The following is a 22911-nucleotide window of genomic DNA, read 5'->3' on the forward strand; positions in this document are numbered from 1 at the left end:
ATGGCCAAGCGAATCGACGTCAAGGACCTGGACATCTACTACGGCAAGTTCCACGCCGTGGACAACGTCACCCTGGCCGTGCCGCCGCGGAACGTCACCGCGTTCATCGGGCCGTCGGGGTGCGGCAAGTCGACCGTGCTGCGCACGCTCAACCGGATGCACGAAGTCATCCCGGGTGCACGCGTCGACGGCGAGGTGCTGCTCGACGGTGAGGACATCTACGCGTCCGCGGTGGACCCGGTGCAGGTCCGCCGCACGATCGGCATGGTGTTCCAGCGGCCCAACCCGTTCCCCACGATGTCCATCAAGGACAACGTCGTGGCCGGCCTGCGCCTGGGCGGAACCAAGAACCGCAAGCAGCTCGACGAGATCTCCGAGCGCGCGCTGCGGGGCGCCAACCTGTGGAACGAGGTCAAGGACCGCCTCAACAAGCCGGGTGGCGGTCTCTCCGGTGGTCAGCAGCAGCGGTTGTGCATCGCGCGCGCCATCGCGGTGCAGCCCGACGTGCTCCTGATGGACGAACCGTGCTCGGCGCTCGACCCGATCTCGACGCTCGCGATCGAGGACCTGATCGGCGAGCTGAAGAAGGACTACACGATCGTCATCGTCACGCACAACATGCAGCAGGCGGCTCGCGTGTCGGACCAGACGGCGTTCTTCAACCTGGCGGGCGTCGGCCAGCCGGGCCGGCTGGTCGAGCTCAACGACACGGAGAAGATCTTCTCCAACCCGGACGAGAAGGCCACCGAGGACTACATCTCGGGCCGCTTCGGCTGATCCACCAGCGGTGAACGGCCCCTTCGTCCGGTGTGGACGGAGGGGCCGTTTCCGTTGCCAGGTAACGAAAAGGGCCGCCTCCTGGGGGGCCCTTCGGCGGAACGTGCCTGAGTGGACGGTCAGACGTTCAGGTCCTCGTCGGAGTCGTAGCCAGGCATGCGGCCCGTTACCACGAAGATCATGCGCTTGGCCACCGACACCGCGTGGTCGGCGTAGCGCTCGTAGAAGCGGCCGAGCAGGGTGACGTCGACGGCCGCGGCGACGCCGTAGGGCCACTCACGGTCCATCAGGACCGTGAAGAGGTGGCGGTGGATGTCGTCGACCTGGTCGTCCTCGGCCTCGAGGTCCTTGGCGGCGCCGACGTCCTTGGACTTGATGACCTGCTCCGCCTGGTGCGCGAGCTTCACGGCCGCGCGGCCCATCTCGGCGAAGTACGGCTTGACCGACTCCGGCAGCACGGGGTCGGGGTGGCGGCGCCGCGCGGCCTTGGCGACGTGCAGGGCGAGGTCGCCCATGCGCTCAAGGCTTTCGGCGGCGTGGATCGCGGCGAGCACGGTCCGCAAGTCGGTCGCGACGGGCGCCTGGAGTGCGAGCAGCGCGTACGCCTGCTCCTCGCATTCGGCGCGCGCGTCGTCGACCTTCGCGTCGTCGCTGATCACCTGCTCCGCGAGGGCGAGGTCGACCTCGAGCAGCGACTTGGTCGCGCGCTCCATGGCATCCGCGACCTGAGCCGACATGGCGGCGAGGTTCTCGGCGAGCGAGTCGAGTTCGACATGGTAGGCCTCACGCATGGACACACCCTACGACGTGCCTTGTCCGAATGCCGCATTGCCGGGTGAACCGTGCGTGAACCCGGTCTAACGAATCCCGCAGCTCAGCCCGAGGTGCTGGTCCCGGCTCGGCCGGAGCCGGTTTTGGTCGTGTTGCCGGCATCGGCGGCGGTGGTCGACGGGCCCACGGCCTTCTCGCCGGGCAGCGGGGTGTTGTCGCGCAGGGCGTCGAAGAGCGAGTCGGTCTTCGACTCGACGAGGACCTCGTTGCCGCGTTTGTTCGCCGTGCCGGTGGTGGGGACGGTCATGAAGTTGATCTTGGACGGGTCGACCCCGCGCATCGACTGGGCGAGCGTCATCATCTGCTGCACGCCCAGGTTGTCGCCGAACGTGGCCTTGGCGAACGCCGTGATGAAATCCGACAGCTTCGCCGGGTCGAGCACCACGTCGGACGACATGACCTTCTTGAGCAGCGCGCCGATGAACGACTGCTGGCGCTTGATCCGCCCGTAGTCCGACGTCGGGTCGCCCTTCACGTGGCGGGCGCGGACGTAGTTGAGGGCCTGGTCGCCGGAGATCGTGACGTTTCCGGTCTGCAGCAGGACCTTGCCCAGCACCTCGTCGTCGATCGGCTGCTCGTTGCTGATGGTCACGCCGTGCACCGCGTCGACCATGTCCTTGAAGCCGTTGAAGTCGATGCCGACGAAGTGGTTGATCCGCAGGCCGGTGATCTTCTGGATCACCTTCGTCACGCACTGCGGGCCGCCCACGGCGTACGCGGTGTTGAGCTTCGCGATCTTCTCGCCGGACACGACCTCGTCGGTCGTGACGGACTTCGCGGGGTCCCAGCGGTTGCAGTCGGGCCGGTCGATCTCCAGGTCGCGCGGGAACGAGACGACGACCACGCGTTTCCGGTCGGCCGGCACGTGCGCGACCATCACGGTGTCCGACCGCGCGCCGGGGTTGCTGTCCGCGGTGCCGACGCCTTCCTCGGCCGTCGCGCCGTCGCGGCTGTCGGAGCCGACCATGAGGAAATTCTCGTCGTTGGCCTGCGCCTCGGCGTTCTGGATGTCGGCCGAGTTCTCGTCCAGCGCGGACACCTGCGTGAACTTCGCGTCGAACCAGTTCACCGCGCCCCACGCGACGCCTGTGCCGATGAACACGAGGATCGCCAGCACGATGATCGTGATGCGGCCGATGCGCATGGCGCGCTCGTTGTGGCGCTGCTTCTTCTCCTGCAGGCGGGTCTGCGGCGCGCTTTCTTCGGAGGTTTCCTCTTCTTCGAGTTCTTCGGCCTTGATGGCGCGCTGAATCCCCGTAGGCGCCACGACGCGCTGCAACGCGGTGCGCGTCTGCTCGAACAGGGCGGCAGGACGCGCGGTCAGCCGCGCCATCCGCTCGCGGCGCTTGTCCTCCTCCGCCAGCATCTCGTCGTGGGCGGCCGAGAAGCGGGCCAGGGAGTGGTCGATCTTCCGACGGTACTGGGTGGCCTCGTCGATGGCCTCCATCTCGTCCGTCATGGTCAACGGATCGAGCTCCGACCGCGCGGGCACCCCGGCGGGCCGCACGGGCGTCCGCCGCTGCCTCGGGGGGCGGTTGCCGTTGGTGCCGGTGCCGTTCTTTCCGCTGGTGGTGCCGGTGGTGGCGTTGGTGCCGTTCAGGGGTGGGGTGAGCTGCGTGCGCTCGCCACCCTCTTCACCCGCTTCGGCGCCCTCCGCTGCCAGCACACTGCCGATCGACTTGCCATTCGGCCCAAGCATGCCGTTCGAAGCTTGGTTGCCGTTCGCCCCTGGCTCGGGCTCGGCGTTCGAGGTTTGGGTGCGGTTCGGCCCGGGCTTGCCGTTCAAGGTCTGGTTGCCGTTCGGGCCGGCCGGGCTATTGGGCGCCGGCACAGCGTTGGGCCCGGTCTTGCCGTTCCGCCCTGGCTTGCCATTCGGCCCGGCAAGGGCGTCGGGCCCCGGCACGCCGTTCGGCCCCGTCTTGGGGCCCGGCTTGCCGTTCGGGCCCGCGGTGTGGTTCGGCCCTGGCGCGCCGTTGGTACCGGGCAGGCTGTTCACCCCAGTCTGGCCGCCGGCTTTGCCGGCGGGCCCAGCCTCGCCATCCGGCCCAGCATCGTCCTCGGGCAACGACATGCCGTTGCGCGGTGGCACGCCGTGGGACCCGGTCTTGCCGCTCAGCCCCGGCTTGCCATTCGGCCCGGCAAGCGCGTCCAGCCCCGGCACGCCATTCAGCCCGGTCGTCGGGCCGCGCTTGCCATTGGGACCGGGGTTGCCACGGCGGCCGGCAACGCCTTCGGCGTCGGGCATGCCACTATGCGACGGCATGCCGTTGGGCCCTGGGGTGCCATTCGGGCCGGAGTTGCCATTCGGCCCGGCGATGCCCTCGGGTCCGGGCATGCCGTTGCGCGCTGGCAGGCCGTTGGGGCCGGTTTTGGGGCTGCGCTTGCCGTTCAAGCCCAAGTTGCCGTCCGGTCCGGCGATGTCGGGTCCGGGTATGCCGTTGCGTGGTGGCAGGCCGTTGCGGCCGGTTGTGAGACCCGGCTTGCCATCCGGGCCGACCTTGCCATTCGGCCCGGCGATGTCGTCGGGTCCGGGTATGCCGTTGCGTGGTGGCAGGCCGTTGCGGCCGGTTGTGAGACCCGGCTTGCCATCCGGGCCGACCTTGCCATTCGGCCCGGCGATGTCGTCGGGTCCGGGTATGCCGTTGCGTGGTGGCAGGCCGTTGCGGCCGGTTGTGAGACCCGGCTTGCCATCCGGGCCGACCTTGCCGTTGGGCCCGGCGATGTCGTCGGGGCCGGGCATGCCGTTGCGGCTCGGCATGCCGTTGGGGTCCGGCCTGCCGTTTGAGCCGGAGTTGCCGTTCGGGCCGGCACCGTCCTGAGGTGCGGGCATGCCGTTGCGCCTCGGCACGCCATTGGGGCCGGGGTTGCCATTCGGTCCGGCGATGTCGTCGGGGCCAGGCATGCCGGTCGGGCCGCCGTTGCTCGGGTGGTCAGCGGGGTCGTCGCTCAGGCGGTCGTTGATCGCGCCGGGCGGGGGGCCTCCGTGCGGGCCGGGGGCCGGGCGGTGACCGTTCGGGCGTGGGCCGTTGCCGTTGCGGGGCTGGGGGCCGGCCCCGCCGTTCTGCGGCTCGTCGGCCGGCACGTTGTGTGGCCCCGTGGCGCGGCGGCGGCCGTTCGGCGCCGGTTCGGCCGGAGCCGGGGCCGGGTCGGGGGTGCCGTGGCGGCCGGTGTCGGTGGCCGGGAGGTCGGAGAAGTCCGGGCTTTCGTCGGGGGCCCGGCGGCGGCCTGTGCGAAGCGGCTGTGACGACGGGTCACGCTGCGGCGGCGGCTCCGGAGCCGCGCGGCGGGGGCCGCGGGGCCGTGGTGGCTCGGGCGGCGCGTCGGCCGCGTGAGAGGCGCGTGGCAAGGGGCCGCCCGCCGGAGGTGCGGCGGGCGGGTCATCGTCGTCGGGGCGGGCGCGGCGGTTGCGCGGCGGCGGTTGCTGGTCGAGCTGCCGCTGCACCTGCGGCGACAAGCCACCGGGGATCGAGGGACCGGATCCCCCGCGCCGTGATCCGGAGTCGGCCGCCTCGGAAGCCGCCCGGCGGCCCCCACCCGACTCGAAATCGGCCCCGTCCCCAGCGGCCCGACGGGACCCGCGCGCAGCGGGGCCGTCGGCGCGACGGGAGCCGGGTGCCGGAGCGTGGCGGGATCCGTTGTCGGTCGAGAGGTGGGTGCTTGGTTCGGTGTCGAAGTCGGGTGCGTCGCCCTTGGCGCGGCGCGAGCCCGGCGCGGGGGCGTGGCGGTATCCGTTGTCGGTCGAGAGGTGGGAGCTCGCTCCGAAGTCGGGTGCGTCGCTGTTGGCTCGACGGGAGCCGGGTGCCGGAGCGTGGCGGGATCCGTTGTCGGTCGAGAGGTGGGTGCTTGGTTCGGTGTCGAAGTCGGGTGCGTCGCCCTTGGCGCGGCGCGAGCCCGGCGCGGGGGCGTGGCGGTATCCGTTGTCGGTCGAGAGGTGGGAGCTCGCTCCGAAGTCGGGTGCGTCGCTGTTGGCACGACGCGAGCCGGGTGCGGCAGCACGACGGGACCCGTTGTCCGCTGACAGGTGGGAGCCCGGTTCGGCGCGCCGTGAGCCCGGGTCGGAGTCCTCGGTGCCGAAGACGGGGCGTTCGCCGGTGTGGCGGGCGACGACGTCGGAGACGCTGATGCCGCCCTGGGTGTCGAGGGAGCGTCGGCGGCGCGGGGTACCGCTGTCGGAGTGGCGACCGGTGCCGGGGGTGTAACGCTCGTCGGGCACTCGGTCTCCCTTCGCACTTCAGCCAACGTGTGAACCGGCGGGCGGCGCCTTTCGCTCCGGCTCTCCCAGGGCACGTCGTTCCCCGGGACGATTTCGTTATCGTACGGATACCCGCCGTTCGTGACGACACCCTCCCGCGAATTTCTTCACCTTGAGTCGACCTGAAAGGGCCTGAAGAGGACGAACAGGTGAAGCTCGGGTTCGGCAATGAGAAGAGTGACGGCCTATGTGTTACTCAGAGTGGGTAATGACGCGCGTCGTTTCGCGGTCGTGATAGGCGACTTTGTTGCGTCCCGCGCGCTTCGCCGCGTACAGCAAGTTGTCGGCGCGCAGCAGTTGCCGCTGGGCGGAAACGCGGCCCGCCGGGCTGTCGCAGGCGTGCGCGAGCCCGGCGCTGATGGTGACCCTCAGTCCGGGCTGCAGTTCCGACCAGGGGTGACGAGCGACGCGCGTACGCGCAGCGTCAACGATCCGCACCGCCTTCGTCGAGTCGACGCCCGGCAGCACCAGCGCGAACTCCTCGCCGCCGTAGCGCGCGCAGAACCCGTCCGGCGGCAGCTCTTCCTGCAGGAGATCGGCGACGCGGCACAGCACGCGGTCGCCGAGCAGGTGACCGTACGTGTCGTTCACGTGCTTGAAGCGGTCGAGGTCGATGAGCGCGACGGCGAGGCCGCCCCCGGCCGGCAGCCCGGGCAGCCGCTGGTCGAGGTAGCGGCGGTTGTAACTGGAGGTGAGCGGGTCCCGCAGGCTGCCGGCCCGCGCGATGTCGAGGGCCGACCGCAGGTGCTCGTACGCGCGGCGCCAGTCACCCTGTTCGGCGAACATGTGCGCGATGGCCTCGTGGAGGCTCAGCAGATCCGGTCCCGAGGCAGCGGAGATGCTCGCCGTGAACTCGTCCTCGGCCGCCACACCCACCTCCGCCACCTCTTGGTTGTCGTCGTAAAGGAGCGGCGTCTTGAGTCATCGGTACGCGCGAAAGCGAATATCGCTCAAGTGGACGACGTGCCCGTGGCGTTGTCACGCACCGAAGTCCCACTACCCCAAGGCGGAAAACGGCTTTTTGTCCTTGAGCTGCTCGAACTGGTCCTTGGCCCAGTAACTCACGTCCGCCTCATCGTCGGCCAGCAACTGTGCGTAGCCGGGCCACGAGAGCCACCGCCAACCGCCGACCTCTTCGGGGTTCGGCGCGGGGTCTTCCTCGACCCACGCGACGAACACCGGGCAGAACTCGTTCTCCACGATCCCGTTGAACGGCGGCGTCCGGTACCGGTACTTCGGCAGTACGCACTCCAGGTCATCGAGCTCCGGCAGCCCGATCTCGTACCGTGCGCGCCGGCGTACGGCGTCGGGCAGGGACTCGTCCGGTGCGGGGTGCCCGCACACGCTGTTGGTCCAGACGCCCGGCCACACCTTCTTGTCCAGTGCGCGTTGCGTGATCAGCAGCGCCTGGTCCGATCGGCGCAGCACGTAGCACGAGAACGCGAGGTGCAGCCTCGTGTCCGCGTGGTGGCTCGCGAGTTTCGGTCCGGTCTCGCCCGTCGGCACGCCGTCCTCGGTGACGAAGACGACGCGCTCGGACTCGGGTTCGGTGATGGTGTCCACGCCACCACTGAACACCAGCGGGCCCCGGAAGGGGTACCGCGAGGCGGGTGGCTCGGCCGTTCCTCCCGTTCCGGGTGGTGGAACGATACGGTCCGTGACGGCCGGCGCGCAGCGCTTCCCCCCTCAGGTGAACTGATCTGTCCACAGTAGACAGCGAACCTGGTGGCACGGTCCGTCACGGACCCGCGGCTGGAAGCCGAGCATGACCGGCTCGGTGAACCGGCTACTGAACCGAACCGGACGACCGCACACCCCGGCGGCACCGTCCGTGATCGGCAACGCCCGCCTCGGCCAACCCCCGGTGAACGATCCCGTTCACCGGTCCGAAATAGACAGACCTCGCCAGAACCCCTCGTGCCACCGAAAGCGCCTCCGTCAGCGGCTGCCGAGGTGAGCCACGAGCAGAGCGGTGAGGGCCTCGGGGGCTTCTTCGGCCACCCAGTGCGACACGTCTTCGAGCATCTCGAACCGGTACGGCCCGCTCACCCAGTTGCCGGTGTCGAGCGCCGCGGTGGAGCCGAAGGCGACGTCCTCGGTGGACCAGACGTACAGCGTCGGCACGCTGATCTTGCCGATCTGCCCGCCCGGACGGCCGGCGCGGTACCAGTTCAGCGCGGCGGTGAGGGCACCCGGTTCCGTCAGACGCTGCACGTATTCGTCGATCCGGCTCGGCGGGATGCGGCGGTCGAAGATGTCGCGCAGCGCGCGGGCACCTTCGGCGAGCATCTTCCGCTCGGTGGCCGGAGTCGACCGCCACTCCGTCATGTACGCCGACCGCAGGTGCTGGTCCTCGTCGGTCTTCAGCGCCGCCGAGAGCGCGGCGGGGTGCGGGGTCGACACCACGGAGAGGCTGCGCAGCCGGTCCGGGTGGGCGTCCGCGGTCCACCACGCGACGGCTCCGCCCCAGTCGTGCCCGACGAGGTCGAACTTCTGCCACCCCAACGCGTCTGCCATTGCCACGGCGTCGTCCACCAGGGTAGAAATACCGTACTCCGCCGGTTGTTCCGGTCGAACGTCCGGCGAGTACCCGCGTTGGTCGGGCGCCACCGCGCGATAACCGAGCACGCCGAGGGTCGCCACCTGGTGTTCCCACTCCACGGCGGCCTCGGGGAAGCCGTGGAGCAGCAGCACGGGGCGGCCGTCCTCCGGCCCGGAGGCGATCGCGTCGAAGGTGCCTGCTTCGGTCGGGATGCTCAGCTGCTCGATCACGGCTGGCACTCTACGGGGGCCCACCGACAGTTCCCGGCGATGGCCTCCCATGCAGACCTCGTGGAAAAAGAGGCAACGGGCGGGCCGATCCGGCCGGCCGAAGGCCCGTCTTGCTCCGCGACGTCGCGTTTGTCCGGTCGCTTGTCCGATTGCCCCGGCGTCCGCGACCTCGTGTCCATAAGGGAACAATGCGGCGCGCGCGGTCGAAGGCTCACTTACCGTTACCTCGCCGGCTCCGAATCAGCCTTCTCGAGCTCGGAAGTGTGAAGCGGCGTCACGGCATTCGCGATGTTCTGTCCTCGCGGACGAGTCCGGGTGGACGAAACGCAGCCTCGACTACATGTCGACAAATCGAAACACAACCAACCAGAGGAGAAGAGCATGGCTTCGCGTGACGGTGCCCATGTCGACACAACCGTGATGCGCTCCGGCGCCCAGACCATCACCAGCACCGGCGACGGCATCACGGGCGTCGACGGTCAGGTCAACTCCACCATGGAAAGCCTTTTCGGCACGTGGAGCGCCGACAGCCAGGTCAAGTTCGCCGGTGCCATGCAGGAGTTCCACGGCACGGTGAAGAAGATCGTCGACAAGCTCACGGAGCTGGCCGGGAACGTCAACACCTCGGCGAACGAGTACGACCACCGCGACTCGGACAACACGGCCACGGTCAACGCGGCGGCGGGCGCCATCGGCGGCGGCTTGCCCGGTATGTGATCTTCCCCCTCAATCTTTCGCCCGCAGGAAAGGAAAAATCCTCATGGCTCTCGGCCAGTTCACGATCAACTTCACCGAGATGGGCACCACCACGGCGTCCGCGAAGCAGCAGTCGCAGCAGATCACCGAGCTGCTCGAGCAGATGAAGAAGACCATCGACTCCCAGCGGGAGAGCTGGACCGGTGTCGCGGCCGACGAGTTCCAGGCCGCCTACACCTACTGCCACCAGCTGGCGCTGTCGCTGCCGCAGGCGCTCGACCACGCCGCCGCGACGCTGCAGAACATCAACGACGGCACCCACACCACCGAGCAGGGCAACGCACAGCGCTTCGCCGTGCAGTGACGCCGGTGTCGCGGGCTCCCGGGGCACGGTGGACCGTTCGCCGCGCCCCGGGTGTCCCCACCGGGTCCGCAGACCTGAAAGGACAGTGAGCACATGGCATTCGACCCCGTCGTCTTCGAATCCGCGAAGACGGTGACCGACTCCTTGCCGAACGGCACGGGGGACCACGGCCCGGCGACGACGAGCGGCGCGTTCAAGAGCCCGGGTGACCAGACACCGCCCGACGGGCACGACCAGTGGATCCCGCAGGGCACCGTCACGACTCCGCCCCCCGTGCCCGGTGGTTCGGACCACCCTGGCAAGGGCGTGACCACGGTCAACACCGAGGCGATGAAGGTGTGGGCGAAGAACATGCAGACCCTCGCCGACGGCCCGATCAAGGACCTGCCCAACCAGCTCGACGGCATCACGGTGAAGCCGGGCATCTTCGCCACCGCTCAGAACAAGATCATCAACCCGATCGTCGGTTCGGGTGGTGTGCGCGACAAGGTGCGCAGCGCCATCCAGGACCTCATCCCGGCGATGCACGACGCCGCCGAAGCCGCCAACAAGGCCGCGAAGGACTACGAGGACCGGGACGAGTTCAACAACATGGAAGCCGACAAGTACAAGACGTACTTCGGCACCGTGGACAACGAGATCAACAACGCGGGCAATTCGAAGAGCTGACCGGGCCCACGGGGGCGGCGGTCCCAGGTTCTAGGCGGACGAGGGAAGATGGGCGATTCGACCAACCCGAACAACAGCCACGGGTTCCAGGAAGACGACAACGGCATCTGGCCGGACTCCGGCAGCGGTCCGTCGGCGAACACGACCGGCGACCCCGGCAAGGACTTCGACGGGCTGACGTGGAAGCAGATCGAGGCCGCCATCCTCGGCGGTGGTGCCATGACCGGCGGCCAGGACAACCTGGACCGGGCCTACGGCAACGTCAACTGGCAGTCGCTGCAGGCGGCGGCCGGTGTTTTCCAGACCACGCAGCTGAACCTCGCCGCCATCTCCCAGGCCATCAAGGACCAGTCCGCCGCCCTCGTCGGTGACGACGGGCCGTGGAAGGGTACCGCGGCCGACAACTTCAAGGTCATGACCGACAACCTGGCCGCGAAGTTCGACGCCCTCGTGCACATGATCAGCGACGGCGGAGGCGGCGCGCGCGACATCCCGACGCAGCTGGTCAACTCGGCCGCGTATCTCCAGTGGGCGCAGAACACCTTGCGCTACATCGACAGCTACTACGCCGCGCAGGTCAACGCCCGCGGCCACACGCTCGACGACGGGCGCGCGCACATCGCGGACTTCCCCGACGCCGTCGAGATGATGACCAACGACATGCGCGAGGTCGGCAACACGTTGGCGGGCAAGTACAACACGTTCGCTACCGCGAGCTACGCCCCGCCGCCGCCGGGCCAGCCGCCGACGCCCGACCCGAGCAAGATCCCGCCGCCGCCCGGTGGGGACGGTGGAGGCGGCGACGGCAACGTTCCGCCGCCGAACATCCCGCCACCTCCAGGCGGCAGCGGCGGTGGCGACGGTGGTGGTGCCGGCGGCAACGTTCCGCCGCCCAACATCCCCCGCCCCCCGGCGGGACCGGCGGCGGTGGTGGCGCCGGCAACGTCCCGCCCCCGAACATCCCGCCGCCGCCCGGCGACTCGGGTGGTTCCGGCGGTGGAGGCACCCCGCCGCCGTTCAAGAACCTCGCCGTGTCCGATCCGAACCTCGATTCGGCCGGCGGCAACGGCCCCGGTGGCGCGGGCCTCGACAACCTGAACTCCCCGAACTTGCCACCGCCCCCGGGCGGGGACAACGGCGCCACGGGCGGCAACGGCCCGGGCGGGCAGAACCTCACCCCGCCGCCGTTGAGCTCGCCCAACCTGCCGCCGCCGCCCGGCTCGAGTGGAGGCAGCACCAATGACCCGAAGGGCGGCGGCACCGGCGCCATCAAACCGCCGGCGTTGACGCCGCCGCCCGGCGACACCGGTGGCAACCTCGGCACCATCAAACCGCCTGCCCTCACGCCGCCGCCCGGTGACGTCAAGGGCGGCGGTGGTCCCGGCCTGGGTGACACCGGCGGGTCCGGTGGCGACGGCGCCGGTGGCGGGCTCGGGAACATCAAGCCGCCCGCGATCTCGCCGCCGCCCGGCAGCACCGGGCTCGGAGGCAACAACCTGACCAACAACGCGCTGAACCCGGCCGACCTGCCGCCGGCCCTGCAGAACACGGGCGGCGACGCCAAGGGCGGCGGGATCACCCCGCCGCCGATGGTGCCGCCCGGTGGGCTGAGTGGCAGCGGTGGCCTGGGCAACCAGGGCACGGACCGGCCCGACTCGTCGGGTCTGCTCGGTGGCGTGGACAAGCCGTGGCTCTCGGACATCCCGAAGGGCCTCGGCGACCCGAACTCACTCGGCCAGACGCCGCCGCTGAGCCATGCTTCGTGGGCGCCGCCGCCCACCGACGCCGGTGGTGGCCCGGGCGGCACGGGTGGCGGCGGTCTCGGCGACACCGGGCTCGGTGGCGCCGGCGGTGACGGTCCCGGCTCGATCAAGGGGCTCGACTCGGGCGCCCTCGTGCCGCCGCCCGACCTGCCGGACGCGCTGACCGATCCCACCGCCAACGCGAACCACGGGCCGGCGACGGCCGGTGGCGGACCGGCGGGCACGCCGATGACGCCGCCGGGCGGCATGGGCAGCGGCCTGGGTGGCCTGGGCGCCGGCCAGGGCAACGACCGGCCGGACTCAGCTGGTCTGCTCGGTGGCGTGGACGAGCCGTGGCTCGCGGACGTCCCGAAGGGCATCGGCGACCCGAACGCGTTCGGGGACACCCCGCCGCTGAAGTCGGCGCCGTGGGCGCCTCCGCCCGGTGCGGGTGACTACTTCGGTGACGCCGGTGACGCCGGCGATGTGAAGGGTCTGGATTCGAGCAACCTCGTGCCGCCGCCGGACCTGCCGGACGCGCTGGCGGACCCGAACACCGTGAGCCCGCCGGTGATGACCGGCGGCGCGACACCGGGCATGCCGATGATGCCTCCGGGCGGGATGGGCGCCGCGAACGCAGCGGCCGCCGACCGGCCCGATTCGTCGGGCTTGCTCGGTGGGGTGAACAACGCGTGGCACGCCAGCCCGTCCGCCGGTGTCGGCGACCCGAACTCGGCAGGGGACACCCCGCCGTCGAGGTCGACCGACTGGGCGCCACCGCCACTGTCCGCTGTGGACACGTCGACCGCGCCCGGCGCCGTCGACGCCCCGGCCCCTCAGGTGGTCGCGTCGCCGCAGAACGGTGCCGGCCCGGTGGCCCCGGCGCCGCCCGCCGGCCGGCCGGGCTCCGCGAACCTCCTCGACGGCAGCGCGCAGCCGTGGACTGGTGATCAGGCGCCGGCGAGCGAACCGGCCGTGGTCACCGACACCCCGGTTGCGCCCGCGGCGTCGTGGTCCGAGCAGCCCGCCGAAACCGTGCCCGACCCGGTGGCGCCCGCCGGTGACAACCCGGCGCCGGTTTCCGGCTGGGCGACGAGCGCAGTCCCGGTCGTGGTGCCGCCCGTGCAGGCGGGCTGGGGCGTCTCCAGCTCACCCGGGCCGCAGGGCGGCACCCCCGCGCAGGCTCCGGCCCCGCACACCGAGCAGGACAAGGACGTGACCCAGGACGGCCTCGGCGGCGGCGAGCCGGACGACGAGGTGCGCGTCGCCGTGGTGCAGGCCGCGGAGGTCGAGGACACCTCGGCTTGGGACACCGGCACGGCCGAGTTCCTGCCGGGCCTGTTGCCCTCGTCGCTGTTCGCGCAGCAGGAGGAGCGCGAAGACGACTTCGTGACCGACGTGGTCGAACGCTCGGACAAGCCGTGGCGCCCGGCCGGTGCGGAGGAAGACGCGCAACAGCTCGGGACCTACCAGCGCGTGAAGGGTGGCGACGGCGTGCCGTTCTTCGGCGACGAGCTGCCCACCTGCGCACCGGGTCCCGCCACCGTGGCCGAAGAGTCCGAAGAGGACGCTGCCGAAGCCGGTGCCGGCGAAGAGGACGAGGAAGCCGAGCGCACGATGGCGGACCTGCTGAGCCAGGACGAATCCGCGTGGGGCCGTCCGGCGAGCAAGCCCACGGGGGTGCTCGAGTGACGGGGCGAGCGGGGAAGGAGGTGCACCGGTGAGTACGGAAACGGTCAAGCGCGGTCCGCGGGTCGCGGGTCCGGAGCTGCCTGAGGGGCAGGAGGGCCTGCAGGAACCGCCGGTGCTCGCCGAGCCGGCGGCCCGGGACTTCAACTCGCTGCTGATGATGCTGCCGATGGGCATCGGGTCGATGGTGATGATCCTGGCCTTCTCGGGCGTCGGCGGCAGCTCGCCCATGACGTACGTGCTCGGTGGCGGCATGGGTGTGTCCATGATGGCCATGAGCCTCGGACAGCTGACGCGTTCGGCGGGTGAGCGCAAGCGCAAGATGAAGGCCGAGCGCCGCGACTACCTGCGCTACATCGCGCAGGTGCGGGAGCGGGCGCGGTCGACGGCGGAGCAGCAGCGGCGGGCGGTGGCGTGGAACAACCCGTCGCCGGATTCGCTGTGGTCGCTGGCGATGGGGCCGCGCCTGTGGGAGCGGCGCGTGAGCCACGACGACTTCGGCCGCGTGCGCATCGGGCTGGGCTCGCAGCAGTCGGCGCTCGAGCTCGTGCCGCCGGTGACGAAGCCGATCGAGGACCTCGACCCGCTGTCGGCGATCTCGTTGCGGCGCTTCACCGAGACGTACCGGACGCTGTCGGGCATCCCGACCGCGGTGGGGCTGCGCAGCTTCACCAGCGTCGAGTTCGACGGCGACCCCGAGGGGGCGGCCGGCCTGGTGCGGGCGATGCTCGCACAGCTGATCACGTTCCACTCCCCCGACGAGCTGCGGGTCGCCGTGCTCACGACCGAGTCCGCGCAGTCGCAGTGGGACTGGGTGAAGTGGCTGCCGCACAACAACCACCCGACCCTGCGCGACGCGGCCGGCCCGCTGCGGCTGCTGGCGACCGACCACGACGAGCTGATGGACATCCTCGGCCCGGACGTCGCCGACCGCGACGACCACGACAAGTCGGTGGGCCCGACCACGACCGAACCGCTCGTGGTGATCGTCGCGCACCTGGCGCCGATCCCGGAGTCTTCGCGGCTCGTCGGGGCGGGCCTGCGCAACGTGGTGCTCCTCGACATCACGGGCGCGCTGCCCGGTGGCCCGAAGGTGCTTCGGTTGTCCACGAAGGACGATCTGGTCGAGTTTCCCGCCGGCACCGGAATGGGTTCGGCGCTGCGCGACGAGCTGTCGGTGACGCAGGCCGAAGGCCTCGCGCGGCTGCTCGCGCCGAAGCGCACGAGCGGCACGCTGGAGATCGCGGAACAGCCGCTGGAGAGCGACTTCGGTCTCACGGCGCTGCTCAACATCAAGGACGTGCACTCGTTCGACATCCCGGCGCAGTGGCGGCCCCGCGCCGTGCAGCGCGCGCGGATGTCCGTGCCGATCGGCGTGACCGAAGAGGGCGAGATCGTCGAGCTGGACCTGAAGGAGTCGGCGCAGGGCGGTATGGGCCCGCACGGCATGCTGATCGGCGCGACGGGTTCGGGCAAGTCCGAGCTGCTGCGCACGCTCGTGCTCGGGCTCGCGGCCACGCACTCGTCGGAGATCCTCAACTTCGTGCTCGTGGACTTCAAGGGTGGCGCGACGTTCCTCGGCATGGATCGCCTGCCCCACACGTCGGCGATGATCACCAACCTCGCCGACGAGCTGCCCCTGGTCGACCGCATGCAGGATTCCCTCAACGGTGAGCTGGTGCGCCGTCAGGAACAGTTGCGCGCCAGCGGTTACCCGTCGCTGTATGAGTACGAGAAGGCGCGCGCGGCCGGCGAGCAGCTGGCGCCGATGCCGACGCTGTTCCTCGTAGTGGACGAGTTCTCCGAGTTGCTGAGCGCGAAGCCGGAGTTCATGGAGTTGTTCGTGTCCGTCGGCCGGCTGGGCCGAAGCCTCGGTGTGCACCTGCTGCTGGCGTCGCAGCGCCTGGACGGGGGCCGCATCCACCGCGTGGAGGGCCACCTGTCGTACCGGATCGCGCTGCGCACGTTCTCCTCGATGGAGTCGCGCAGCGTGATCGGTGTCGGCAGTGCCTACGAGCTGCCCTCGGAGCCGGGCAACGGCTACCTGAAGATCGACACGACGAACCTGGTGCGGTTCAAAGCCGCGTACGTCTCCGGCCCGGTGCCGGCGGGCGGCGGTGAGGCGCACGCGGACGCCGCGCGTGTGAGCCGCGAGGTGGTGCCCTTCTTCACCCAGTCCCGGCCCAGCCGGCTCATCGTCCGCGACGACGAGCCGGACGCGGGCGAGAAGAAGAAGTCCGATGTGGAGCTTCTCGAGGCGGCGGCACCGAACGGCCCGACGCTGGCGGACGTGTTCGTCGAGCGCCTCACCGGTGCGGGCCCGGCCGCGCGCCAGGTGTGGCTGCCGCCGCTGGCGGAGTCGCCGAGCCTCGATTCGCTGCTGCCCAGCGTGCTGCCCGACCCGGTCCGCGGCATGTCGGTGCAGGACCCGGCCCACTGGGGCCGCCTGCGCGTGCCGATGGGCATGATCGACCGGCCGTTCGAGCAGGTGCGCGAGCTGCTGCTGGCAGATCTGTCCGGCGCGGCCGGGCACGTCGGCGTGGTCGGCGGCCCGAAGACCGGCAAGTCGACCGTGGTGCGCACGCTCGTGCTGGCGCTGGCGATGACGCACACCCCCGAGGAGGTCCAGTTCTACGGACTGGACTTCGGCGGTGGGGGCATCATGTCGATCAGCGGCCTGCCGCACGTCGGGTCCGTGGCCACGCGCCTCGAACGCGACCGCGTCGTGCGGACCATCGAGGAGATCTCGCAGGTCATGGAGTACCGAGAGAACCTGTTCGCCGATCGTGGGGTCGAGTCGATGGAGGCCTACCGGCAGCTGCGCCGCCGCGGCCAGGTCGACGACCGGTTCGGCGACGTGTTCCTCGTGATCGACGGTTGGTACAGCCTCAAGAACGACTACGGCGAGCTGGAGCAGAAGATCGGCGAGCTGGCCTCGCGCGGCCTGTCGTTCGGCATCCACGTGGTGATCGCGTCCACGCGCTGGTCGGAGATCCGCCCGTACCTGCGCGACCTGCTGCAGACGCGGTTCGAGCTTCGGCTCGGTGACCCGATGGAGTCGGAGATCGGCTCGCGCAAGGCGAAGACCGTGCCGAACCAGCCGGGGCGCGGCCTCACACCCGACGGGCTGCACTTCCTGGCGTCGCTGCCGCGCATGGACGGCAGCGCCGCGACCGACGACCTCGCCGCCGCGACCAAGGCGGTGGCCGAAGAGGTGCACACGTTCTGGCCGGGCCGCAAGGCGCCGGCGGTGCGGATGCTGCCGAACACGCTGCCGATCGGCGAGCTGCCCCGGCCCGATGGCGACCTGCGGATCGCGCTCGGCCAGGACGAGCAGCGGCTGCTGCCGGTGTGGCACAACTTCGAGGCCACCCCGCACCTGCTGGCGTTCGGCGACACCGAAACGGGCAAGACCAACCTGCTGCGGCTGATCCTGCGCTCGGTGGTGGCGCGCTACCAGCCGAGCGAGGCGAAGATCGTGCTCGCCGACCCCAGCCGAACCCTCGACACGGAGGTCCCGGAGGCCTACCGCGTCGGCTACGCCACCACCACGGAAGCGTTGCAGCAGCTGGCGAACCAGGCGAGCGTGTCGATGACCCCGCGGGTGCCCGACCAGTCCATCACCGCCGAGCGGCTCAAGCGCCGCGACTGGTGGACCGGCCCGCGGCTGTTCTTCGTGGTCGACGACTACCAGCTGCTCACCACCGGCCTCGGCTCGCCGCTCGACCCGCTGCTGTCGCTGCTGGCCCAGGGGTCCTACATCAGCTTCCACCTCGTCGTGGCGCGCAGCACCTCCGGTGCGATGCGGGCGATGGCCGACCCGGTCATCCGCCGCCTGTGGGAGCTCGGCAGTCCGGGCGTCGTCTTCTCCTACCCCAAGGAGGAGGGCAAGTTCCTGGGCGAGGCCGCGCCGCGCACCCTGCCCGCCGGCCGGGCGCAGCTGGTCACCCGCCGCGGCGTGAAGCTCATGCAGACCGGTTACGTGCCGCAGGGCGCGGAAGCCGAGCAACAGCAACTGGTGGGCGGGCTCCGGTGAGGACAGTTATCGAGACGTTTACCGACGCTGCTGGAAGGAGCGGCCGTTGACGACCATGCAGGGCGAGCTCTGCCGCATCACGGTGTACGGGCCGCAGGGCCGCGCCGATCTGGCCGTGCCGCTGTCGGTGCCGCTCACGAGCCTGCTCCCGGTGCTGCTGCGCCACACCGGCGGCCGCGAGGACCTCGCCGACACGTGGGTGCTGCAGCGCCTCGGCGAAGCGCCGCTCGACGCGGCGGGCACGCCGGAGTCGCTGGACTGGAAGGAGGGCGAGGAGTTCCACCTGCGACCCCGCCAGGATCCGTTGCCGGAGCTGGACTTCGACGACATCGCCGACGGCATGGCCACGGCCGTGAGCCGGCAGCCGGGCCGGTGGAAGCCCGAGTTCAACCGCTGGCTGTTTCTCGGCTTCGCGATCTTCGCGCAGCTCGTGCTGGCGTGGGTGCTGCTCATGCCCGGCTCGCCTGGTCTTTCGTCGATCGGGTCAGCGGTCGTCGCGCTCGGGCTGCTCGTGGCCGCGGTGGCGTGCGGCGTCCGATCGGACGACCAGGCGCTGCTCCTGCTGCTCGGGCTCGGCGGCTGCGGTTTCACGGGCGTCGCCGGAGCCATCGGCGTGGCGGGGCTCGACGCGGCGTTCGACTTGCAGGGCGCGCCGGTCCTCGTCGGCTCGCTGACCTTCGCCCTCGCGGGCGGCCTGCTGATCGGCGGGCGCGCCGCCTGGTCCCCCGGCCTGCCGTTCGTGCCGTTCGGCACGGTCGTGGCCATCGGCGTCGCCGGTGCGATCGCGATGTGGCTGCACCTCGGCGCCGGGTTCACCACGGTGCAGACGGCCGGGCTCACCTCGACCGTCCTCATCGGATTCATGGTGTTCGCGCCGCGCGTCGGCATCCGGTTCGCGCGCATCCGCGGGCCGCAGCTGCCGCGCACGGCCGCCGAGCTGCAGTACGACATCGAGCCCGCGCCCGCCGAGCAGATGGTGAAGCAGACCGGCTACGCCGACGGGTACCTCACGATCTTCTCGATCGCGTCGGCGGTGGTGTTCACCTGCGCGTTCGCGTTCCTGGCCGAGCAGGACCTGTTCCCGAAGCTGCTGGCGTTCCTGGTGTCCGCGGCCGTGTTGATGCGCTCGCGCGCGCTGCTCGGCGCGTGGCAGCGGGTGCCGCTGGCGGCTGCCGGTTCGATCGGACTGGTGCTGCTCGCATTGTCGCTGATCGCACCGCTCGAGCCCAGCTGGCGCGGGAGCGCGGCCGCCGGGCTGATCCTGGTGTTCTTCCTGCTGGTGCTGGCGATGCTGCGGCCGCCGCCGCGCCGCCTGCTGCCGATCTGGGGCCACCTCGCCAACTGGACCGAGACGTTGAGCGCGGTGGCGGTGATCCCGATCCTGTTGCAGCTCTACGGGGTCTACGGCTGGGCCGTCGGGCTCACGGCGTGAACGGGGTGAGCTGAAGTGGTGCAGACGCAGAAAGACCACGTCGAGGCGTACTCATTCCTCATCGGACGGATGACGTCGGCGCTCGTGCTCGGTGACGCGAGTCATCTCGACGTCCCGGCGAAGCGGGCCTGGACGGGCCTGCTGGTCGGGGTCGTGCTGGCACTGCTGATCGCGGTCGGGTTCTTCGTCTACGGCCTGATCGCCCACCACACCGGCGGCGGTGCGCCGTCCGCGCCGGCAGGGGTGCCCGGTGGGCCCCAGCACACCGTGCGCCAGGTGACCTGAACCGACCACAGTGGACATGACCGTCAGGGCCGGCGCGGGCCGCCAGGAAGGACGAAGGTGAACATGGACCTCTCGCTCGTGCGTCGCGGGACCGGTGCTTCAGGCACCACCCTCGACAAGCAGACCGTCGGGAACGCGCTCGTCGTCCACCCCGCGTCCGGGATGACCGACGAGGCCCAGGCGCTGGCGCTCGGCGTGGCGGCCGACACCGAGCACGACCTGGTGGTCGTCGACCTGCCGGTCGACTCGCCGATCGCGCTGTGGGAGTCGGTGGCGAAGGTCCTGCCGCGCCGCCGCCGCGGCGTGCGGCTCGTGATCGGCGGGCGTTCGCGCGAGACGTCGGCGCTCGCCGGGCAATGGCTGTCGGAGCGCATCAACCGCACGGTCGTCGCGCCCGACGGTTCCGTGATCCCGAGCGCCGGCGGCGCCCTGTTCGTCCACTCCGGACGCGGCAGCGGCTGGGTGAAGTTCCAGCCGGGCCGCCCGCCCAAGTGGGAGGCCAAGCGCTTCCCGCGCCCGGCGTGGGATTCCGGCCTCACGGCGGAACTCACGTCCACCAGCTCGCGCGGTGTCGCCGAACCGCTACCCGGCGGGCTGTGGGTGCGTCCGGTCGGCTTCGACCAGCAGCAGCGCGCGCACCGCGGCGCGCTGGTCAAGGGCCTGCCCGCGCAGCACGACACGATGACCATCGTGCTCGGCTGCCCCGGCTGCCCGCCCCTGACGCTCGACGACGCGGCCCGCCTGTGGGTGCGCCTGCCCGAGAACGTCCGCGCGAACGCCCGCTTCGTCCAGTACGGCCCCATGTCCGTGCCCGCCGGGACGACGCTGGGCCAGGCACTGGCCGACCTGCTGGGCAAGGAGGTCGCGTTCTACAACGGCCTGCCCGTCGGCTCGGCCCAGCTGCTCGACGTGCGCACCGTGCTCTTCGACGGCCGCCTCGGCTGGACCACCTTCGCTCGCGAGATCGGCTACCAGCCGCGCGTGGCACAGGGCGCACCCGCCCCGCTGCCGCGGCTGATCAGCCACCGGGCGCCGATCCACGGGCTCAAGGAGATCGCGCCCGCCGTCTACTGGTACTCGCCGGACGCCGTGATCGAGGTCGTGCAGTCGGGCCTGCTGGTGCGTTCGCCGCACGAGGGCCGCGTCCTTCCCGCCGTGCGCGCGACGACGCTGGACAATTCCATCAACAACCTCACGTTCGACGCCGAGGGTGAAGAGTCCGTCGTCCGCATGCGGACGCTGGCCGAAGACCTGCTGGGCCGGCTCGACGAGCACACGCGCCGCATGAGCCGGGTCCTGCCGGCGACCGCGCTGCTCGCCGAACGCTCGCGCAGCCAGGTCTCCAGCAAGGCCCTCGCCGAGATCGGCCAGGGCGACCCGGCCCTCGCAGTGGCCGCCCCGCTTCCGACGGAGGTCGTCGTCCCGCGTGGCTACCGGCCGGCCACAGAGCTCGAGGTCGAGGCCACGCCGGAGCCGGCCATGTTGCGCTCCGAGCCCACGATCACGCAGCGCCTCGACCCGGGCCTCGGCCTGCCGAAGGCGCTCGCCACCGTCAACGCGCCGATCACGATCACGTCGGCGCGGCCGCCGCTGGTCCCGCCCTCCGCGGACCTCGCGGGGGCGCCTGGCACCCCCGGCGGCCGCCACGCCGGGCCGGTGAACGCGGCGGGTCCGGAGGCGCCTCAGGCACCGGTCGACGTGGAGCCCGAGACGCCGGAGGCGCTCGCGGGCTCGGAGGAGGAGAAGCCTCAGCAGCAGAACGGCCCAAGTGCCGTTGACCGCGAGCAGCCGGGTGCTGCGGTCGGCCACCGCGGCCTCGGCGTCGGGCCGGTTTCGGCCGGCTTCGCCGGTCCGGCCGCGCCGGTTCCACCGGGTTTGCCTCCGGCTGGTGTGGAAGGTCCCGTGGCGGAGAAGTCCCCGCTGCAGAACGGTCCGGCCACGCGTTCGGTCGGGTTCGGCGGCGCTGGAGCCGGGGGGTTCGTCGGTCCGGTTGCGCCGGATCCACCGGGTTTGCCTCCGGCTGGTGTGGATGCCCCCGTGGCGGAGAAGTCCCCGCTGCAGAACGGTCCGGCCACGCGTTCGGTCGGGTTCGGCGGCGCTGGAGCCGGGGGGTTCGTCGGTCCGGTCGCGCCGGTTCCGCCGGGCATGCCTCCGTCTGGTGTGGAAGGTCCCGCGGCGGAGAAGTCCCCGCAGCAGAACATCGCGACCACGCCGTCGGTCGGATTCGGCGGGGCCGAACCCGCAGCGCCGGGCGGATTCGCCGATCCGGGTGCTTCGGTGCCGCCTGCTGTTCCGTCGGCCGGGTTCGGTCGTTCCGCCGCGCCGATCCCGCCCGCCGCGCCGCCGGCCGGGATGCCGCCGCTGCCCGGTGGTGGGCCCGTGACCCCGCCGGCCCCTGTGGGCATGCCGCCCGCCGCGACGCCGCCGGCCGGAGTATCGCCGGTCGCGTCCACTGTGGATGCGCCGAGCGTGGCGGGCCCGGATGCTCCCACGGCGCCCGAAAAGCCAGCGCAACCGGAGTTCACCGAGCCGACCGCGGAGCCGCTGCCGGTCGGGAAGGGCGAAGCGCGCCTCCAGCCCACCCCCGGTCCCGAAGCGACGGCCCTGCTCCCGAAGCGCGGCGTCGAGAAGGAACGCGAGTGGCTGCGCAAGTCCCTCGGCTCCGAATACGGCCTGATGTCCAACGCTGCCGCGCGGATCCTGTCCGAGCACCCCGGCTTCCAGGGCGCGCTGTCGACCTCGACGGCCGAGGTGCTGACCGACGCGGTGGCCGTGCAGCTGTACCTGTCGGTGCAGGGCGCGGCCATCGACGGCGGCCTGCGCACCGGCGCCAACGGCCCGCACGTGCCGATCGCGCGCTGCGTGGTGGCGGGCCTGAGCCGGCTGCCGTCGCACCGGGGGCCGGCGACGTTCGCGGCGAACCTGGCCCACGGCGAGTGGGAGCTGTACCGGTCGAAGAAGGTCGTGACCGAGTGGGGTTTCCTCAACACGCTCACGCGACCGACATCCACTCTGGAGGGTGACACCGACGTGCTGGTCTGGTCGATCACGGCGCGGCGCACGAAGCTGCTGGAACCCGCCCAGGGCGGGGTGGAGAACCGTGCGCTGTTCGTGCCCGGCACGAGTTTCAAGGTGCTGGAGCTGCGCGAACCCGCCGAGGGCGCGCGCGGGCTGGTGCTGCTGCGGGAACTGACGTCGAGCGAGGTGGACGAGACGGGCAAGGTCGCGTCCGACCGGATCTCGCTCGACGAACTGGGGCTGGTGTCGCTGCGCCGGGAGCTCGAGGTGTGGGCCGAGGCCGACGGCCGGGCGCCGATCGACGAGGTGGCCGCGCCGCGGTTCGGGGCGCTCCCGGGACTGGTCTGA

15 protein-coding genes are annotated in these 22911 nt (G+C 71.3%); 10 read left to right on the forward strand and 5 right to left on the reverse strand.

Annotated elements, in window-relative coordinates:
* The gene (gene pstB / locus I6J71_RS46525) at positions 1-777 is read left to right on the forward strand and encodes a phosphate ABC transporter ATP-binding protein PstB (RefSeq protein ID WP_204092687.1); all 777 of its coding nucleotides are present in this window, start codon (positions 1-3) and stop codon (positions 775-777) included.
* Between the two features lie 119 nt (positions 778-896).
* Here the strand turns inward: pstB and phoU are convergent, their stop codons facing one another.
* The 5 genes from phoU to I6J71_RS46550 form a co-directional block, all read right to left on the reverse strand.
* The gene (gene phoU, locus I6J71_RS46530; protein WP_204092688.1) at positions 897-1568 is read right to left on the reverse strand and encodes a phosphate signaling complex protein PhoU; all 672 of its coding nucleotides are present in this window, start codon (positions 1566-1568) and stop codon (positions 897-899) included.
* Positions 1569-1651: 83 nt separating this feature from the next.
* On the reverse strand, positions 1652-3100 hold the full coding sequence (locus tag I6J71_RS51600) for an LCP family protein (protein ID WP_204097609.1): 1449 nt from the start codon (positions 3098-3100) through the stop codon (positions 1652-1654).
* A 2952-nt stretch (positions 3101-6052) separates the two neighbouring features.
* Positions 6053-6730 carry a GGDEF domain-containing protein gene (locus tag I6J71_RS46540; protein ID WP_370542263.1) on the reverse strand — a complete coding sequence of 226 codons (678 nt, stop codon included), beginning with the start codon at positions 6728-6730 and terminating at the stop codon, positions 6053-6055.
* 126 nt (positions 6731-6856) lie between these two features.
* On the reverse strand, positions 6857-7423 hold the full coding sequence (idi, locus tag I6J71_RS46545; protein WP_204092690.1) for an isopentenyl-diphosphate Delta-isomerase: 567 nt from the start codon (positions 7421-7423) through the stop codon (positions 6857-6859).
* 375 nt (positions 7424-7798) lie between these two features.
* The gene (locus I6J71_RS46550; protein ID WP_204092691.1) at positions 7799-8632 is read right to left on the reverse strand and encodes an alpha/beta fold hydrolase; all 834 of its coding nucleotides are present in this window, start codon (positions 8630-8632) and stop codon (positions 7799-7801) included.
* Between the two features lie 381 nt (positions 8633-9013).
* Here I6J71_RS46550 and I6J71_RS46555 point away from each other — a divergent pair, with 381 nt between their 5' ends.
* The 9 genes from I6J71_RS46555 to I6J71_RS46595 all read left to right on the forward strand — a co-directional run bounded on the left by I6J71_RS46555 (position 9014) and on the right by I6J71_RS46595 (position 22911).
* A complete protein-coding gene (locus I6J71_RS46555) occupies positions 9014-9349 on the forward strand; it encodes a WXG100 family type VII secretion target (RefSeq protein WP_204092692.1) in 336 nt (111 codons plus the stop codon).
* A 43-nt stretch (positions 9350-9392) separates the two neighbouring features.
* Complete coding sequence (locus I6J71_RS46560; RefSeq protein ID WP_204092693.1) at positions 9393-9692, forward strand: WXG100 family type VII secretion target; 300 nt, start codon at positions 9393-9395, stop codon at positions 9690-9692.
* A 93-nt stretch (positions 9693-9785) separates the two neighbouring features.
* Positions 9786-10361: a hypothetical protein gene (locus tag I6J71_RS46565; protein ID WP_239154305.1), complete on the forward strand. Its 576-nt coding sequence runs from the start codon at positions 9786-9788 to the stop codon at positions 10359-10361.
* A 48-nt stretch (positions 10362-10409) separates the two neighbouring features.
* Positions 10410-11459, forward strand: a complete 1050-nt coding sequence (locus tag I6J71_RS50225) for a hypothetical protein (protein WP_204092694.1) — start codon at positions 10410-10412, stop codon at positions 11457-11459.
* Complete coding sequence (locus tag I6J71_RS46575) at positions 11393-13795, forward strand: hypothetical protein (RefSeq protein ID WP_204092695.1); 2403 nt, start codon at positions 11393-11395, stop codon at positions 13793-13795. The genes I6J71_RS50225 and I6J71_RS46575 overlap by 67 nt, the downstream gene beginning before the upstream one ends.
* Positions 13796-13823: 28 nt before the next feature.
* The gene (gene eccCa, locus I6J71_RS46580) at positions 13824-17828 is read left to right on the forward strand and encodes a type VII secretion protein EccCa (protein ID WP_204092696.1); all 4005 of its coding nucleotides are present in this window, start codon (positions 13824-13826) and stop codon (positions 17826-17828) included.
* A gap of 55 nt (positions 17829-17883) precedes the next feature.
* The gene (gene eccD, locus I6J71_RS46585; RefSeq protein ID WP_239155605.1) at positions 17884-19260 is read left to right on the forward strand and encodes a type VII secretion integral membrane protein EccD; all 1377 of its coding nucleotides are present in this window, start codon (positions 17884-17886) and stop codon (positions 19258-19260) included.
* 18 nt (positions 19261-19278) lie between these two features.
* On the forward strand, positions 19279-19545 hold the full coding sequence (locus I6J71_RS46590) for a type VII secretion protein EccB (protein ID WP_239154306.1): 267 nt from the start codon (positions 19279-19281) through the stop codon (positions 19543-19545).
* Positions 19546-19608: 63 nt separating this feature from the next.
* Entirely contained in the window at positions 19609-22911 is a 3303-nt protein-coding gene (locus I6J71_RS46595; RefSeq protein WP_204092699.1) for a hypothetical protein, read from the forward strand.

The sequence above is a fragment of the Amycolatopsis sp. FDAARGOS 1241 genome (genome assembly GCF_016889705.1).
GTDB lineage: Bacteria > Actinomycetota > Actinomycetes > Mycobacteriales > Pseudonocardiaceae > Amycolatopsis.